The organism is Streptomyces sp. NPDC049541 (assembly GCF_044465725.1).
Classification (GTDB): Bacteria; Actinomycetota; Actinomycetes; order Streptomycetales; family Streptomycetaceae; genus Streptomyces.
This window is the reverse complement of record NZ_JBITLY010000001.1, coordinates 1,202,222-1,217,750: the sequence shown is the minus strand read 5'-3', so window position 1 is coordinate 1,217,750 and position 15,529 is coordinate 1,202,222. Positions and strand designations below refer to the sequence as shown.

18 protein-coding genes are annotated in these 15,529 nt (G+C 71.3%); 5 read left to right on the top strand and 13 right to left on the bottom strand.

What is annotated here, in order from left to right:
* Window positions 1-58: 58 nt before the first annotated feature.
* From ACIBW9_RS05550 to hisI, 3 genes are all read right to left on the bottom strand, one after another.
* Window positions 59-700, bottom strand: a complete 642-nt coding sequence (locus ACIBW9_RS05550; RefSeq protein ID WP_398951448.1) for a TIGR02234 family membrane protein — start codon at window positions 698-700, stop codon at window positions 59-61.
* 73 nt (window positions 701-773) lie between these two features.
* Complete coding sequence (locus ACIBW9_RS05545) at window positions 774-2,252, bottom strand: anthranilate synthase component I (protein ID WP_398951446.1); 1,479 nt, start codon at window positions 2,250-2,252, stop codon at window positions 774-776.
* 11 nt (window positions 2,253-2,263) lie between these two features.
* Window positions 2,264-2,659: a phosphoribosyl-AMP cyclohydrolase gene (gene hisI / locus ACIBW9_RS05540; protein ID WP_398951444.1), complete on the bottom strand. Its 396-nt coding sequence runs from the start codon at window positions 2,657-2,659 to the stop codon at window positions 2,264-2,266.
* A 170-nt stretch (window positions 2,660-2,829) separates the two neighbouring features.
* Here hisI and ACIBW9_RS05535 point away from each other — a divergent pair, with 170 nt between their 5' ends.
* Complete coding sequence (locus ACIBW9_RS05535) at window positions 2,830-3,465, top strand: TIGR03085 family metal-binding protein (protein ID WP_398951442.1); 636 nt, start codon at window positions 2,830-2,832, stop codon at window positions 3,463-3,465.
* A gap of 26 nt (window positions 3,466-3,491) precedes the next feature.
* Here the strand turns inward: ACIBW9_RS05535 and ACIBW9_RS05530 are convergent, their stop codons facing one another.
* From ACIBW9_RS05530 to hisD, 10 genes are all read right to left on the bottom strand, one after another.
* Window positions 3,492-4,739, bottom strand: coding sequence for an MFS transporter (locus ACIBW9_RS05530; protein ID WP_398951440.1), 1,248 nt, complete (start codon window positions 4,737-4,739; stop codon window positions 3,492-3,494).
* An 18-nt stretch (window positions 4,740-4,757) separates the two neighbouring features.
* Entirely contained in the window at window positions 4,758-5,345 is a 588-nt protein-coding gene (locus ACIBW9_RS05525; protein ID WP_398951438.1) for an ArsR/SmtB family transcription factor, read from the bottom strand.
* Window positions 5,346-5,458: 113 nt separating this feature from the next.
* Window positions 5,459-6,214, bottom strand: coding sequence for an imidazole glycerol phosphate synthase subunit HisF (gene hisF, locus ACIBW9_RS05520; protein ID WP_398951436.1), 756 nt, complete (start codon window positions 6,212-6,214; stop codon window positions 5,459-5,461).
* A 37-nt stretch (window positions 6,215-6,251) separates the two neighbouring features.
* Window positions 6,252-6,644 (bottom strand): RidA family protein, encoded by a 393-nt coding sequence (locus ACIBW9_RS05515; protein ID WP_398951434.1) that lies wholly within the window; start codon window positions 6,642-6,644, stop codon window positions 6,252-6,254.
* The gene (gene priA, locus ACIBW9_RS05510) at window positions 6,641-7,366 is read right to left on the bottom strand and encodes a bifunctional 1-(5-phosphoribosyl)-5-((5-phosphoribosylamino)methylideneamino)imidazole-4-carboxamide isomerase/phosphoribosylanthranilate isomerase PriA (protein WP_097255193.1); all 726 of its coding nucleotides are present in this window, start codon (window positions 7,364-7,366) and stop codon (window positions 6,641-6,643) included. The genes ACIBW9_RS05515 and priA overlap by 4 nt, the downstream gene beginning before the upstream one ends.
* Window positions 7,367-7,369: 3 nt before the next feature.
* A complete protein-coding gene (gene hisH / locus ACIBW9_RS05505; RefSeq protein WP_398951432.1) occupies window positions 7,370-8,011 on the bottom strand; it encodes an imidazole glycerol phosphate synthase subunit HisH in 642 nt (213 codons plus the stop codon).
* Window positions 8,008-8,172 (bottom strand): hypothetical protein, encoded by a 165-nt coding sequence (locus ACIBW9_RS05500; protein WP_030932891.1) that lies wholly within the window; start codon window positions 8,170-8,172, stop codon window positions 8,008-8,010. Before ACIBW9_RS05500 ends, hisH begins: the two co-directional genes overlap by 4 nt.
* Window positions 8,169-8,762, bottom strand: a complete 594-nt coding sequence (gene hisB / locus ACIBW9_RS05495) for an imidazoleglycerol-phosphate dehydratase HisB (RefSeq protein ID WP_030932889.1) — start codon at window positions 8,760-8,762, stop codon at window positions 8,169-8,171. Before hisB ends, ACIBW9_RS05500 begins: the two co-directional genes overlap by 4 nt.
* Window positions 8,759-9,868 carry a histidinol-phosphate transaminase gene (locus ACIBW9_RS05490; RefSeq protein ID WP_398951429.1) on the bottom strand — a complete coding sequence of 370 codons (1,110 nt, stop codon included), beginning with the start codon at window positions 9,866-9,868 and terminating at the stop codon, window positions 8,759-8,761. The genes hisB and ACIBW9_RS05490 overlap by 4 nt, the downstream gene beginning before the upstream one ends.
* Window positions 9,865-11,187: a histidinol dehydrogenase gene (gene hisD / locus ACIBW9_RS05485; RefSeq protein WP_398951427.1), complete on the bottom strand. Its 1,323-nt coding sequence runs from the start codon at window positions 11,185-11,187 to the stop codon at window positions 9,865-9,867. The genes ACIBW9_RS05490 and hisD overlap by 4 nt, the downstream gene beginning before the upstream one ends.
* A 188-nt stretch (window positions 11,188-11,375) precedes the next feature.
* Between hisD and ACIBW9_RS05480 the strand changes: the two genes are divergently transcribed.
* From ACIBW9_RS05480 to ybaK, 4 genes are all read left to right on the top strand, one after another.
* Window positions 11,376-12,953, top strand: a complete 1,578-nt coding sequence (locus tag ACIBW9_RS05480) for an oxidoreductase (RefSeq protein ID WP_398951425.1) — start codon at window positions 11,376-11,378, stop codon at window positions 12,951-12,953.
* Window positions 12,954-13,095: 142 nt separating this feature from the next.
* Window positions 13,096-14,145: a hypothetical protein gene (locus ACIBW9_RS05475; RefSeq protein ID WP_398951423.1), complete on the top strand. Its 1,050-nt coding sequence runs from the start codon at window positions 13,096-13,098 to the stop codon at window positions 14,143-14,145.
* 11 nt (window positions 14,146-14,156) lie between these two features.
* On the top strand, window positions 14,157-14,897 hold the full coding sequence (locus ACIBW9_RS05470) for an LON peptidase substrate-binding domain-containing protein (RefSeq protein WP_398951421.1): 741 nt from the start codon (window positions 14,157-14,159) through the stop codon (window positions 14,895-14,897).
* 31 nt (window positions 14,898-14,928) lie between these two features.
* On the top strand, window positions 14,929-15,432 hold the full coding sequence (gene ybaK / locus ACIBW9_RS05465) for a Cys-tRNA(Pro) deacylase (protein ID WP_398951419.1): 504 nt from the start codon (window positions 14,929-14,931) through the stop codon (window positions 15,430-15,432).
* Window positions 15,433-15,529 lie beyond the last annotated feature (97 nt).

Below are 15,529 nucleotides of genomic sequence, written 5' to 3'. Positions count from 1 at the left end.
GCGCACGCGTGCGCTGCTCGGGGGTGGCTGCTTGCGCGTGGCGCCCCGGGGAGGGCGCCTAGGCCCCCGTGGGGTCCTCGCCGCGGTCGAGTGCCTTCCAGAGGTCCTCGGGGCGGTCGGGGTCCACGGGCGCGGGCCTGCGGCGGGGCTTGGGGGTGCCGTCGCGTTCGTAGCGGCCGGACATCGCGGGCCAGTTCCGGCCGTAGCGCAGGGCGAGCAGGCCCGCGACGAGGAGCAGGAGGCCGCCCACGGCCGCGACGTACGGCCAGGCGGTGTGGGAGAGGCCGTCCACGGTGGCCGAGGTGTCGCCGGCGGCCTGCGCGGCCTTCTCGTCGAGCGCGGAGCTGTCGGAGACGCCCAGCAGGGCCGCGGCGACGGTGCCGGCTCCGGAGAGCGCGAGCAGGGCCGAGACCAGCAGGCGGCCCGCCCTGCGGACGGCGAAGACGGCGACGAGCGCGGCGAGGCCCACTATGGCGAGCGCCGCGGGCACGCCCGTGACGTCGCTGCCCTTGGCGGTCAGCGGGAAGGCGCCGCCGGCCACCGTCGCGGTCCCCTCCGACCAGCGCTGACGGGTGGACAGCAGCGCCACGGCCGCGCCGAGCGCGCCGCACAGCAGGGCAACGGCGAGACTCCGGCGGCCGGACCGGGCGGGTCCGTCGGCTTCGGAACGGGGGTGAGGTAGGGCAGTCACGTACTCCACTATCGCCCGAACCCCGGGCGAACCGTCACCCGGGGTTCACGTGAGAAGCACCCCACTTGTCGCCGGAAGGTTCCTACCGGCCCAGCCGGTTGGCCGTGTGGACCGCCCGGAGCACGGCCGCGGCCTTGTTGCGGCACTCCTGGTCCTCGGCGACCGGGTCGGAGTCGGCGACGATACCGGCGCCCGCCTGGACGTACGCCGTGCCGCCCCGCAGCAGGGCGGTGCGGATGGCGATGGCGGTGTCGGAGTCGCCCGCGAAGTCGAGGTAGCCGACGCAGCCGCCGTACAACCCGCGCCGGGACGGCTCGAGTTCGTCGATGATCTGCATCGCCCGGGGCTTGGGGGCGCCGGAGAGGGTGCCCGCCGGGAAGCAGGCGGTGAGGACGTCGAAGGCGGTGCGGCCCTCGGCGACCTTGCCGGTGACGGTGGAGACGATGTGCATCACGTGCGAGTACCGCTCGACGGACATGAAGTCGACGACCTCCACCGAGCCCGGCTCGCAGACCCGTCCGAGGTCGTTGCGGCCGAGGTCCACGAGCATCAGGTGCTCCGCGCGCTCCTTGGGGTCGGCGAGCAGTTCGTCGGCGAGCGCCTGGTCCTCCTGCGGGGTGGCCCCGCGGTGCCGCGTACCGGCGATGGGGTGGACCATCGCATGCCCGTCCTCGACCTTGACCAGGGCCTCGGGGGACGAGCCGACGACGTCGAAGCCGTCGAAGCGGAACAGGTACATGTACGGCGAGGGGTTGGTCGCCCGCAGCACCCGGTAGACGTCCAACGCGCTTGCCGTGCACGGCGTTTCGAAGCGCTGCGAGGGGACGACCTGGAAGGCTTCCCCGGCCCGGATGCGCTCCTTGATGTCCTCGACGGCCTCCTGGAAGTCGGGGCCGCCCCACAGGGCGGTGTACTCGGGGAGCTCGGAGGGCGGGAGCACGGCGGGCGGCTGGGCGACCGCGTGCGAGAGGTCGGCCTCCATGGCGTCAAGGCGGGCGACCGCGTCCGCGTAGGCCTCGTCGACGCCCGTGTCGAGGTCGTTGTGGTTGATCGCGTTGGCGATCAGCAGGACCGAGCCCTCCCAGTGGTCCATGACGGCGAGGTCGCTGGTGAGCAGCATGGTCAGCTCGGGCAGCTTGAGGTCGTCCCGCTCCCCCGGGCCGATCTTCTCCAGGCGGCGCACGATGTCGTAGCCGAGATAGCCGACCATGCCGCCGGTGAAGGGCGGCAGGCCCTCCTGGTGCGGGGTGTGCAGGGCCTCGATGGTGGCGCGCAGGGCGACGAGGGGGTCGCCGTCCACGGGGACGCCGACGGGCGGGGCGCCGAGCCAGGCGGCCTGCCCGTCACGGGTCGTCAGGGTCGCTGCCGACCGCACGCCGACGAAGGAGTAACGGGACCAGGAGCGACCGTTCTCCGCGGACTCCAGCAGGAAGGTGCCGGGGCGCTCGGCGGCGAGCTTGCGGTAGAGCGCCACAGGGGTGTCGCCGTCGGCGAGGAGCTTGCGCGTGACCGGGATGACGCGCCGGTCGGTGGCCAGCTTGCGGAAGGTCTCGAGGTCCATGCCGGCTGACCTTACTGATCCGTGGACGCCGCGCCGGAACCGGCGCCGTCCTTGACGAGCACGTCGGCGTCGAAGCAGGTGCGGGCGCCGGTGTGGCAGGCGGCCCCGACCTGGTCGACCTTGACCAGCACGGTGTCCGCGTCGCAGTCGAGGGCGACCGACTTGACCCACTGGAAGTGGCCGGAGGTGTCGCCCTTCACCCAGTACTCCTGGCGGCTGCGCGACCAGTACGTGCAGCGGCCGGTGGTCAGGGTGCGGTGCAGCGCCTCGTCGTCCATCCAGCCGAGCATGAGCACCTCACCGGTGTCGTACTGCTGGGCGATGGCGGGGAGGAGCCCGTCGGCGCTGCGCTTGAGGCGCGCGGCGATCTCCGGGTTGAGGCTGCTGGGGGGCGGCGTGCTGGTCATAGGGCCATTGTGCCGCGCGCCACTGACAGTGATGGGACGGTGTCCACTGATTGGAAAAGGCGGCGCGATGGGGGTCCCCCCAGGCCTTTAAGGCACTGGGGGAGCCTCGGTGAGGGGTGGTGGCCGGGAGACGGGTGGGCGGACCCGCAGGGTGGTCGTAGGCTGACTGCATGTCGACTTTCGCCAAGCGTGAACGACTTCTCCTGGCCGACCTGTTGGAGGCCGAGGGCCCGGACGCCCCGACCCTCTGCGAGGGCTGGCGGACCCGTGACCTCGCCGCGCACGTGGTGGTGCGCGAACGCCGACCCGATGCCGCAGGCGGCATGCTGATCAAGCAGCTCGCGCCGCGCCTGGAGCGGGTGATGGCGGAGTTCACCGCCAAGCCGTACGAGGAGCTGATCCAGCTCATCCGCACCGGCCCGCCGCGCTTCTCGCCGTTCCAGCTCAAGCAGGTCGACGAGCTGTCGAACACCGTCGAGTTCTACGTCCACACCGAGGACGTCCGCCGTGCGCGGCCGGACTGGGCGCCGCGCGAGCTGGACCAGGTCTTCCAGGACACCCTCTGGTCCCGCCTGGAGCGCTCGGCCCGCCTGATGGGCCGCAGCGCCCCGACGGGCCTGGTACTGCGCCGCCCCGACGGCCAGACGGCGGTCGCCCACCGCGGCACCCCCGTGGTCACGGTGACCGGCGAGCCGTCGGAGCTGCTGCTGTTCACCTACGGCCGGCAGAGCGCCGCCGACGTGGAACTGGACGGCGACAAGGACGCGGTCGCGAAGCTGCACGAGGCGAAGCAGCTGGGGATCTGAAGCAGCCGGGTCTCTCAAAGCCGAGGTCAGCGGGGCAGTTCGGCGCGGCGCAGGGCGGGGACGGACAGGGCGACGACCCCGCCGAGCCCGCACACGGCCGCACTGGCGACGAAGACCGGGCCGATGCCCAAGGCGCCGCTCACCGCGGCGAACAGCGGCATGGTCAGCGGAGCGATGCCGAGGCTGACCAGGCCGTTGACCGCGGTGACCCGGCCGAGGTACGCCGGGTCGGCCTGGGTCTGCAACAGGGCACTGCACAGGGACCCGCTGAGGCCGGCGAGCAAGCCGATGAGGAGAGCCATCCCGACGGCCTCGACCACGTTCGGGACAAACGCCAGGACGCCGATGGCAACGCTTCCCGCGAAGGCTGTGTAAGCGACGATGTGCCCGGCGTACGGCAGGCGCCCCCGCACCGTCAGCAGCAGCGAGGCGGCCCCCGCGCCGATGCCGAACCCGGCGACCACCCAGCCCATGCCGGAGGCGCCCCACCCGCGCTCGTCGGCCAGCAAGGTCACGCCGACGTTGAGCGGGCCGACGAAGCCGAGGTCGCCGAGAGCGACGGCCAGCATCAGCGGGGCGAGGACACGGTGGCGGCGGATGTGGCCCAGCCCGTCGCGCAGGTCCCGCCAGGCGGTGCGACGTGCACCGATCTGGTCGTCCGGAGGCAGCTCCCGTATGCGTACGGAGATCAGGAGCGGTATCGACACCGCGATCAGCAGCCCGGCCAGCCCGAACGCGGCGGCCGCACCTCCCATCGCCGCCCCCAGGCCGCCGAGCGGCGCGCCGACGACGTAGCCGAAGCGGATCGCAAGACCGCGCATGCCCTGGACGCGGGTCAGCTGGCCCCGGCTGGTGATACGTGGTGGCAGGGCGCCCACGGCGGGCATGAACACGGCGTCGACGGTGCCGAAGACCACGGCGAGCACGGCGAGCGGCCACAGACCGGGGCTGGTGACGAACAGCAGGGCAGCCACGGCCAGCACGGCCGCGCAGCGCACCGCGTCGCTGCCGATGACGACCTTCCGCGGTCCGAACCGGTCGGCGATCACTCCCCCGCCCAGCATGAGCAGGGCCCGGGGTACGGCGCTCGCTGCCATGACCATGCCCGCTTGCGAGGGCGATCCCGTCTGTACGGCGGCCCAGGACAGGGCCACGTAGTAGACGGTGTCGCCGACCATCGACGAGGTGTAGGCGGCGAGCCAGCGCAGCACGTTGGGGTCGCGGTGCGCGGGTGTGTTCGAGAGGGAGGTCGGGTGTAAGGCGGTCGTGGACATGGGAGGGGTCCTCTCGGCTCAGACTTGGAACGGGAATCCGTACACGTGCAGCGCGACGTTCTTGCGCTCTGCGGTGCCGTCGGCGGCCTCACGGGCACGTCCCTGCTCGTCGTACTTCTTGATCAGTTCTTGCAACTCCTCCTTCAGGTCGCCCAGTTCGGCAGCCGTCAGGCGAAGCAGCGACTCACCGTCGTAGGCCGCCTCGTTCCACTCGGGCCCCCAGTGGGCGCGCTCGTCGAGGTAGGTGCGGTACATCTCGGAGCGCTGTTCCAGGAAGAGTCGAGATGCCGCGAGGTGGGCCGCCACTTTCTCCGGCGCGTCCTGGAAGTCCTCGTCGCGGACGGAGACGCCGTCCGAAGCCGGCTGCCACCAGCGCTCGCGCGCGTCCCCGCTGCGCGGCTCTGCCTCCTCGATCAGCCCGTGCTCGGCGAGCTTGCGCAGGTGGTAGCTGACCAGGGAGACGGCCTCGTCCACCTGCTCGGCGAGGTGCGAGGCGGTGGCCGCTTCGGCCACGAACAGCAGCCGGTAGAGCTTCAAGCGGAGCGGATGAGCGAGTGCCTTGAGCGTGCCGAGCTCGGTGATCCGGCGGTTCTCTTTGCTTGCCATGGCCTCACCGTAGATACGAAAGAGAAGTTGCGCAATAATTTTTGCGCAATAAAGCTTTCTCATTTGCCCATGAGGAAGCCCCGGCCGCCACCAGGCAACCGGGGCTCGGATCCCTAACGGACGGGGTGTCCCGCCTCCCGCAGCGCCTGCTTCACCTCGCCGATGCGCAGGTCGCCGAAGTGGAAGACGGACGCCGCCAGCACCGCGTCCGCGCCCGCGCCGATGGCCGGCGGGAAGTCGGTCAGCCTGCCCGCACCGCCCGAGGCGATCACCGGGACCGTCACGTGCTTGCGGACCGCGGCGATCATCTCCAGGTCGTAGCCGTCCTTCGTGCCGTCCGCGTCCATCGAGTTGAGCAGGATCTCGCCCGCGCCCAGCTCGGCGGCCCGGTGCGCCCACTCGACGGCGTCGATGCCGGTGCCGCGGCGGCCACCGTGGGTGGTGACCTCGAAGGTGCCCTCGGGAGTACGGCGCGCGTCCACCGACAGGACCAGGACCTGGCGGCCGAAGCGCTCCGCGATCTCGCGTATCAGGTCGGGGCGGGCGATCGCGGCCGTGTTGACGCCCACCTTGTCGGCGCCGGCCCGCAGCAGCTTGTCCACGTCCTCGGCCGTGCGGACACCGCCGCCGACCGTGAGCGGGATGAACACCTGCTCGGCCGTACGGCGCACCACGTCGTACGTCGTCTCGCGGTTGCCCGAGGACGCGGTGATGTCCAGGAACGTCAGCTCGTCGGCGCCCTCGGCGTCGTACACCTTGGCCATCTCGACGGGGTCGCCCGCGTCGCGCAGGTTCTGGAAGTTGACGCCCTTGACGACCCGGCCGTTGTCCACGTCCAGGCAGGGGATGACTCGGACCGCCAGGGTCATGAATCCACGGCTCCTCTGTATTGCCTTGAAAATGCCTCTAGCCCCGGAAGGCTTCCAGTTCCACTTCGACCAGGATGCGCGGGTCCACGAAGCCCTCCACGACCAGGAGGGTCGAGACCGGGCGCACCGTGTCGAACAGTTCCTTGTGGGCCCGGCCCACTGCGTCCACGTCCCGCGCATGGGTCAGGTACATCCGCGTACGGATGACGGAGTCGACGCCGAGCCCGAGCTCACCGATCGCCTCGATCGCGCTGGTGAAGGCCACCTTGGCCTGCTCGTAGGGGTCGCCCTCCCCGTACAGCACGCTGCCCTTGAAGGACGTCGTGCCCGCCACCAGCACACGGTCGCCCGCCGCCACGGCGCGCGCAAAACCGAAGGACTCTTCCCAGGGACTTCCGCTCTGCACACGCCGTACGGCTTCGGACGTCATGACGACACTGCCTCCAGTGCTTCTTCCAGGGTGAACGCCTTCGCGTACAGGGCCTTCCCGACGATGGAGCCCTCGACACCGAGGGGTACCAGTTCGGCGATGGCACGGAGGTCGTCCAGGGACGACACGCCGCCGGACGCCACGACCGGGCGGTCGGTGGCCGCGCAGACGTTCTTCAGCAGCTCCAGGTTGGGGCCCTGGAGGGTGCCGTCCTTGGCGATGTCCGTCACCACGTACCGCGCGCAGCCCTCCTTGTTGAGGCGCTCCAGCGTCTCGTAGAGGTCGCCGCCGTCGCGGGTCCAGCCGCGGCCGCGCAGGGTCGTGCCGCGTACGTCCAGGCCCACCGCGATCTTGTCGCCGTGCTCGGCGATGACCTTGGCGACCCACTCCGGGGTCTCCAGCGCGGCCGTGCCGAGATTCACCCGGGTGCAGCCGGTGGCCAGGGCGGCGGCCAGCGAGGCGTCGTCGCGGATGCCTCCGGACAGCTCCACCTTGATGTCCATCGCCTTGGCGACCTCGGCGATCAGCTCGCGGTTGTCGCCGGTGCCGAACGCGGCGTCAAGGTCGACCAGGTGCAGCCACTCGGCGCCCGACCGCTGCCAGGCGAGGGCGGCCTCCAGGGGGGAGCCGTACGAGGTCTCCGTGCCGGACTCGCCGTGCACGAGACGGACGGCCTGGCCGTCGCGGACGTCGACGGCGGGGAGGAGTTCGAGCTTGGCCATGGTCTACAGGGTTCCGATCCAGTTGGTGAGCAGCTGCGCTCCGGCGTCGCCGGACTTCTCGGGGTGGAACTGGGTGGCCCACAGGGCGCCGTTCTCGACGGCCGCCACGAAGGGCTTGCCATGCGTCGACCAGGTCACCTTGGGGGCGAGCATCGTCGGGTTGTGCGTCTCCAGCGCCCAGTCGTGGACGGCGTAGGAGTGCACGAAGTAGAAGCGCGCGTCGGCGTCCAGCCCGGCGAAGAGCTCGGAATCGGCGGGCGCCTCGACGGTGTTCCAGCCCATGTGCGGCACGATCTCGGCCTGCAGCGGCTCGACCGAGCCGGGCCACTCGTCGAGGCCCTCGGTCTCCACGCCGTGCTCGATGCCGCGCGCGAACAGGATCTGCATACCGACGCAGATGCCCATGACCGGACGCCCGCCGGACAGCCGCCGGTCGACGATCCAGTCGCCGCGCGCCTCCTTCAGGCCCTGCATACAGGCGGCGAAGGCACCGACGCCCGGCACCAGCAGGCCGTCCGCGTTCATCGCCTTGTCGAAGTCACGCGTGATCTCGACGTCCGCTCCGGTGCGCGCGAGGGCACGCTCGGCGGAGCGGACGTTCCCGAAGCCGTAGTCGAAGACCACGACCTTCTTGGAGTCGCTCAATTCCACACCTCCAGCCTCAGGACACCCGCGACCAGACACATCGCGGCGCTGACGGAGAGCAGCACGATCAGGCTCTTCGGCATCTGCTGCTTGACGAAGGAGATGATGCCGCCGACCAGGAAGAGGCCGACGACGATCAGGACCGTGGAGAGGCCGTTCACAGCGCGCCCTTCGTGGAGGGCAGGATGCCGGCCGCGCGCGGGTCGCGCTCGGAGGCGTAGCGCAGGGCCCGCGCGAGGGCCTTGAACTGGCACTCCACGATGTGGTGCGCGTTGCGCCCGTACGGCACGTGCACGTGCAGCGCGATCTGGGCCTGGGCGACGAAGGACTCCAGGATGTGCCGGGTCATCGTGGTGTCGTACTCGCCGATCATCGGCGCCATGTTCTCGGGCTCGGTGTGCACGAGGTACGGGCGGCCGGACAGGTCGACGGTCACCTGGGCAAGGGACTCGTCCAGGGGCACCGTGCAGTTGCCGAACCGGTAGATCCCCACCTTGTCGCCGAGCGCCTGCTTGAAGGCGGCGCCGAGCGCGAGGGCGGTGTCCTCGATGGTGTGGTGCGAGTCGATGTGCAGGTCGCCCTCGGTCTTCACGGTCAGGTCGAACAGACCGTGCCGACCGAGCTGGTCGAGCATGTGGTCGTAGAAGCCGACCCCTGTCGACACATCGACCTTGCCGCTGCCGTCGAGGTCTATCTCGACGAGCACCGACGTCTCCTTGGTCACTCGCTCCACGCGTCCTACGCGGCTCATGCGCTGTGCTCCTTCTTCAGTTCACGTACCGCGTCCAGGAACGCGTCGTTCTCCTTGGGGGTTCCGGCGGACACCCGCAGCCACCCCGGGATGCCGTTGTCCCGTACCAGCACACCCCGGTCGAGGATCTTCTGCCAGGCGGTGTGGGAGTCGGCGAACCGCCCGAACTGCACGAAGTTCGCGTCGGACTCGACGACGTCGAAGCCGAGCGCCCGCAGCTCGCTCACCAGCCGGTCCCGCTCCGACTTCAGCTGCTCGACGTACTTCAGCAGCGTGTCGGTGTGCTCCAGGGCGGCCAGCGCGGTCGCCTGGGTGACCGCCGAGAGGTGGTACGGCAGCCGTACCAGCTGGACGGCGTCGACGACGGCCGGGTGCGCGGCGAGATAGCCGAGGCGCAGACCGGCCGCGCCGAAGGCCTTCGACATCGTCCGGGAGACGACGAGATTCGGCCGGCCTTCGATCAGCGGCAGCAGCGAGTCGCCGTGGCTGAACTCGATGTACGCCTCGTCCACGATCACCATGGACGGCTTCGCCGCCTGGGCGGCCTCGTAGAGCGCGAGGACCGTCTCCCGCGGAACCGCGTTGCCCGTGGGGTTGTTGGGGGTGGTGACGAAGACGACGTCCGGCTCGTTCTCGGCGATCGACCGCTCGGCGGCCGGGAGGTCGATGGTGAAGTCCTCGTTGCGCGGACCGGAGATCCAGCCCGTGCCGGTGCCACGCGAGATGAGCGCGTGCATCGAGTACGACGGCTCGAAGCCGATCGCGGTACGGCCCGGTCCGCCGAAGGTCTGCAGCAGCTGCTGGATGACCTCGTTGGAGCCGTTGGCGGCCCACACGTTCGCAAGCCCGACCTGGTGGCCGGAGGTGTCCGTCAGGTACTTGGCGAGCTGGGTGCGCAGCTCGACGGCGTCGCGGTCCGGGTAGCGGTTGAGGTCACGGGCGGCCTCGCGGACGCGCTCCGCGATGCGCTCGACCAGCGGCTCGGGCAGCGGGTAGGGGTTCTCGTTGGTGTTCAGCCGTACGGGGACGTCCAACTGGGGCGCGCCGTAAGGGGACTTGCCGCGCAGCTCGTCCCGTACGGGGAGATCGTCGATTCCGAAGTTCACTTGCTCGCCGGTACCTTCCACCCGAACCTCGCCTTGATCGCCGCGCCGTGCGCGGGCAGGTCCTCCGCCTCCGCCAGCGTGACCACGTGGTGCGCGACCTCGGCCAGCGCGTCCTTCGTGTAGTCGACGATGTGGATGCCGCGCAGGAAGGACTGGACCGACAGGCCCGAGGAGTGGCAGGCGCAACCGCCGGTCGGGAGCACGTGGTTGGAGCCGGCCGCGTAGTCGCCGAGGGAGACCGGCGCCCAGGGGCCGATGAAGATCGCGCCGGCGTTCTTCACCCGGTCGGCCACGGAAGCCGCGTCCGCCGTCTGGATCTCCAGGTGCTCGGCGCCGTAGGCGTTGACGACCCGGAGGCCCTCGTCGATGCCGTCGACGAGGACGATGGCGGACTGCCTGCCCTGCAGGGCGGGCACGATCCGGTCCTCGATGTGCCTGGTGGCCGCGACCTGCGGCTCCAGTTCCTTCTCGACCGCGTCGGCGAGTGCCACGGAGTCGGTGACCAGGACGGCGGCGGCCAGCGGGTCGTGCTCGGCCTGGCTGATCAGGTCGGCGGCGACGTGCACCGGGTCCGCCGTGTCGTCCGCGAGAACCGCGATCTCGGTGGGGCCGGCCTCCGCGTCGATGCCGATCTTGCCGGTGAAGTAGCGCTTGGCGGCGGCGACCCAGATGTTGCCGGGCCCTGTGACCATGTTGGCGGGCGCGCAGGACTCGGTGCCGTGCGCGAACATCGCGACGGCGGTCGCGCCACCGGCCGCGTACACCTCGTCGACGCCGAGCAGCGCGCAGGCGGCGAGGATCGTCGGGTGCGGCAGGCCCCCGAACTCGGCCTGGGCGGGCGAGGCGAGGGCGATGGACTCGACGCCGGCCTCCTGCGCGGGCACGACGTTCATGACCACGGAGGACGGGTACACCGAGCGGCCGCCCGGCGCGTACAGCCCGACGCGCTCCACCGGCACCCACTTCTCGGTGACCGAGCCGCCGGGCACGACCTGGGTCGTGTGGGTCGTACGGCGCTGCTCGCGGTGGACGAGCCGGGCGCGCCGGATGGACTCCTCCAGGGCCGCCCGGACCGCCGGGTCGAGCTCCTCCAACGCGCGCGTGAGCGCCTCGGCGGGCACCCGGACCTGGTCCAGCCTGACCCCGTCGAACTTCTCGGCGAAGTCGATCAGCGCCGCGTCGCCCCGATGATGCACGGCTTCGCAGATCGGACGCACCTTCTCCAGTGCGGCCTGAACGTCGAAGTCGGCTCGGGGCAGCAGGTCGCGCAGGGCGGGGCCCTCGGGGAGGGCGTCGCCGCGCAGATCGATTCGGGCCAAGAAGGAATATTGCAGCACGGGCTCAATTCTCTCAGACCGAGGTCCGGCGCCGTTCGCGCGTTCCAATGGCTGATACAGGACCGCGGCGGAACCCGGAAGATCGCCTTCACGTTCAGCGTTCAGGGCGTCACACAGCGGGCATGAACGGTTGTGCGACCGCTACGAGGGACCAGGGGGATGGAAGCGCAGTGACCGAAGGGGCCGGCTTTCGCGCCGGAGACCTGCCGGACGATCTGACCGCCGCAGAGGCCGGCATGTGGCAGGCCTTCCGCAACGGCAGTGTGTACGACCTGAGCAGCGGGGACACCGTCGTCGACGATCCGCACGGCGGGCACCCGTGGGGCCCGGAGCGGACCGTGCGGGCGCGCATCGTGTGCTGGCTGCTGCTGGACGGCCCGCCCGCGCTCGCGGGCCGGGTGTCCTCGCTGAAGCTGCGCGGGGTGCAGATCAGCGGCTCGCTGGACCTCGCGGGGGGCGTGGTGGTGCCGTACGTCGAGATGCGCGGCTGCCGCTTCGAGCGGGACGTGTTGCTGCCGGAGGCCCACTTCACGACCGTGCGCATGGTGGACTGCTCGGTGCCCCGGCTGGAGGCCGCGCGGGTGCACACCGAGGGCGATCTGCACCTCCCGCGCTGCCGCTTCCTCAACGGCATCCGGCTGACCGACGCGCACATCGGTACGGATCTGCTGCTCAACCAGGCGATCGTGCACCGCGACCGCAGCGGCCGTTCGATCGCCGGCGACGGCATGACGGTCGGCCAGGACCTGCAGGCCGAGCTGCTGGAGTCGCACGGCGAGCTGAGCCTGCGCAGCGCGAAGATCGGCGTGTCGCTGAGCCTGCGCGGCGCCCGGCTGGCCAACGCGTACGGCCGGCTCGCGCTGAACGCGCCCCAGCTGAGCGTCGGACGCACGCTGTACCTGACGCCCGCGGGCGTCGGCGCCTCGATGCTGAGCGGTGCGACACCCGCGCGCGGGACGCGGATCCAGCGGTTCGAGTGCCAGGGCGGGGTGCGCCTGGACGACGGGCGCTTCGAGGACGCGGTCGACCTGGAGCGGGCCCGGTTCACCTTCACCGACGACCAGGAGCTGTCACTGCGCCGGGTGCAGACGCCCGAGCTGCGCTTCCTCGGGGAGCGGCCGCAGCGCGGCAAGGTCGTGCTGTCGGGCGCACGGGTGGTCAACCTGGTCGACCGGGCGAGCGCCTGGCCCGGTCCCGGCAATCTGCACATGGGGGGTTTCCAGTACGAGAACCTGGTGCCGCAGGGCCCGTTCCCGCTGACCGAGCGGCTGGAGTGGGTGACCGCCGCGACCGCCGAGTACAACCCGGAGCCGTACGAGCGGCTCGCCTCGGTGCTGCGGGCCGGCGGTGAGGACGAGGACGCGCGCGAGGTGCTGCTCGCCAAGCAGCGCCGGCGCCGCGAGAGCCTGCCGATCGCCGCCAAGCTGTGGGGATACGCGCAGGACTGGACGGTGGCCTACGGGTACCGGCCGGGCCGGGCCGCCGTCTGGATGGCGGTGCTGTGGGCGGCGGGCTCGCTGGCCTTTGCGCATGCGAGCCATCCGCCGCTGCAGCCGGGGGCCCACCCGCCGTGGAACCCTGCGCTGTTCGCGCTGGACCTGCTGCTCCCGGTCATCGACCTGGGCCAGGTCGGAGTCTGGCAGCTGAGCGGCGGCTGGCAGTGGCTGTCGGCGGCGATGATCATGCTCGGCTGGATCCTGGCGACGACGGTGGCTGCGGGGGCGACGCGGCTGCTGAGACGGAACTGAAGTCCTGGGAACACCTGGGTTACGCACACAACAACCGAACAGTTGTTGAACAGTCACCTTTTACCTGCACTTGACCGATCCGCGTACAACTTTCCGTGACTTGTCCGTGAGCCCTGGCGCAGGGTTGACCAGCGGCCTTTCAATGGTCGACACCATGGCTCTGCTGCATCCGTTCAGCCGCGCGGCCCGGACCTCCCGGACCGCTGCGCTCCCCGCCGCCGGACTCCCCACCGCCGGACTCCCCGCCGACGACGAGGTGCTGCTCGACGTGCCCGACGACCGCCTCGGCTCCGCGCTGGTCGCGGCCGCGGGCGGCGAGCACGGCCCCGCCTCCGCGCTGCTCTCCGACACGCGCACACGCAGCGACTGGGAGACCCGCGACCGGTACGCGAGACGCCTCGCGGCCTTCGCGCACGCCCGCCCGGAATGGCTGCAGGCGTGGTCCGCCGCCGCCCCGCACGACCCGGACGTGCTGTTGATCAAGGCCCAGCTCGCGGTGGACGACGCCTGGCGCTCCCCGGCGCGCGCGGAACTGCTGCGCGAGGTGAGCCCCCTGATCACGGCTGCCGCGCGCGGTGACGACCACGACCCGGTGCCGTGGCGGCTCGCGCTGGACCATGCGCGCGGCACCGGCGCGGGCCCCAAGTACTTCGGCGAGTTGTGGGAGGCGGCACTGCGCCGCGCCCCGCACCACTACGGCTGCCATGTGGCGGCGCTGCGCTATCTGGCGGCGTCCTGGCAGGGCTCCCACCGCGAGTGCTTCGACTTCGCCGACCTGGCGGCGCAGGACGCCCCGGCGGGCTCCCTCATCCAGGCGCTGCCGTCGCGGGCGGCCTTCGCCTGTCTGACGGACGGCGTCGACGAGGTGCCGCGCGCACGGCTCGACGCGGCGGCCGACCGGGCGATCGCGTTCTCCGCGCGCTTCCCGGCGGCCGACCCGTGGCCGTCCGAGATCCGCAACAAGCTGATGTACGTCCTGGTACGGCTCGACCGCTGGGAGGACGCGTACGCCGAGCTGCACCGGATCGGCCCGTACGCCACGTCCTTCCCGTGGGGCCGGTTGTCGGACGACCCGCTGGCGCTCTTCCTCAAGGTGCGCGGCGAGATCCTCGCCCGTACGACGGGCCTCATGCCCTCGCCCCGGCACCCACGCAGTGGGCGCGCCGGACGCGCCCGCTCCGCCGACCACTAGGCTCTTGCGTCGTGACCACCGTCCGTCTCCCGCTCTTCCCTCTGAACTCGGTGCTGTTCCCGGGGCTGGTACTGCCCCTGAACGTCTTCGAGGAGCGCTATCGCGCCATGATGCGCGACCTGCTCAAGACACCCGAGGACGAACCCCGCCGGTTCGCCGTCGTGGCGATCCGCGACGGCCACGAGGTGGCGCCGAGCGCGCCCGGCATGCCCGACCCCACGGCCCTGCCCGAACTCGGGCCCGCGGCGGGCTTCGGCCCCGACCCGGCGAAGTCGTTCCACTCGACGGGCTGCGTCGCGGACGCGGCGACGATCCGTGAACGCGAGGACGGCACCTTCGAGGTCCTGGCGACGGGCACCACCCGGGCACGCCTGGTGTCCGTGGACGCGTCGGGCCCCTTCCTGACGGCGGACCTGGAAGAACTTCCGGAAGATCCGGGCGACGAGGCGGGCGCACTGGCCGAGGGCGTGCTGCGGGCGTTCCGTCAGTACCAGAAGCGCCTGGCGGGTGCGCGCGAACGGTCGCTCACGACCGGCGCCGACCTCCCGGACGAACCGGCCGTGGTCTCCTACCTGGTGGCGGCGGCGATGATGCTGGACACCCCCACCAAGCAGCGCCTGCTGCAGGCCCCGGACACCGCGTCCCGGCTGCGCGACGAGCTGAAACTCCTTCGCTCCGAGACCGCGATCATCCGTAACCTGCCGTCACTGCCGGCGTCGGAGCTGACGCGCGGCCGCACAAGCCTCAACTGAAGTCATCACATCAGTCATCGCGAAGGCCGGAATGGCAAAGAAGCCGAAGAAGAACCAGCAGCAGGGCGGCACCCCCGCGACGGTCGCCCTGACGTCCGCAGGGGTGCCGTACACGATCCACGCCTACGACCACGATCCCTCCCACCCGTCCTACGGCGAGGAGGCCGCGGAGGCGATGGGCGTGTCCCCGGACCGCGTGTTCAAGACCCTGGTCGCGGACGTGGACGGCGCCCTGACGGTGGCAGTGGTCCCCGTGGCGGGCCAGCTGGACCTCAAGGCCCTGGCCTCGGCGGTCGGCGGCAAACGGGCCGCCATGGCGGACCCCGCCCTCGCCGAGCGCACCACGGGCTACGTCCGCGGCGGCATCTCCCCCCTGGGCCAGCGCAAGAAACTCCCCACGGTCCTGGACGCCTCGGCGCAGGCCCACGACACGATCTGCGTGTCGGCAGGGCGACGGGGGCTGGAAGTGGAGCTGCTCCCCGGCCACTTGGCCAAGCTGACGAACGCCGTCGTGGCACCCATCGGACGACTCTGACGACGACTGCAGACGGACTTATCAGAGGCGGTTCCGGAGTCAGCCGGCTCGCGGGAGGCAGTTCCGGCACCGCCGACGGGCCGACAAGAGGCAGCTC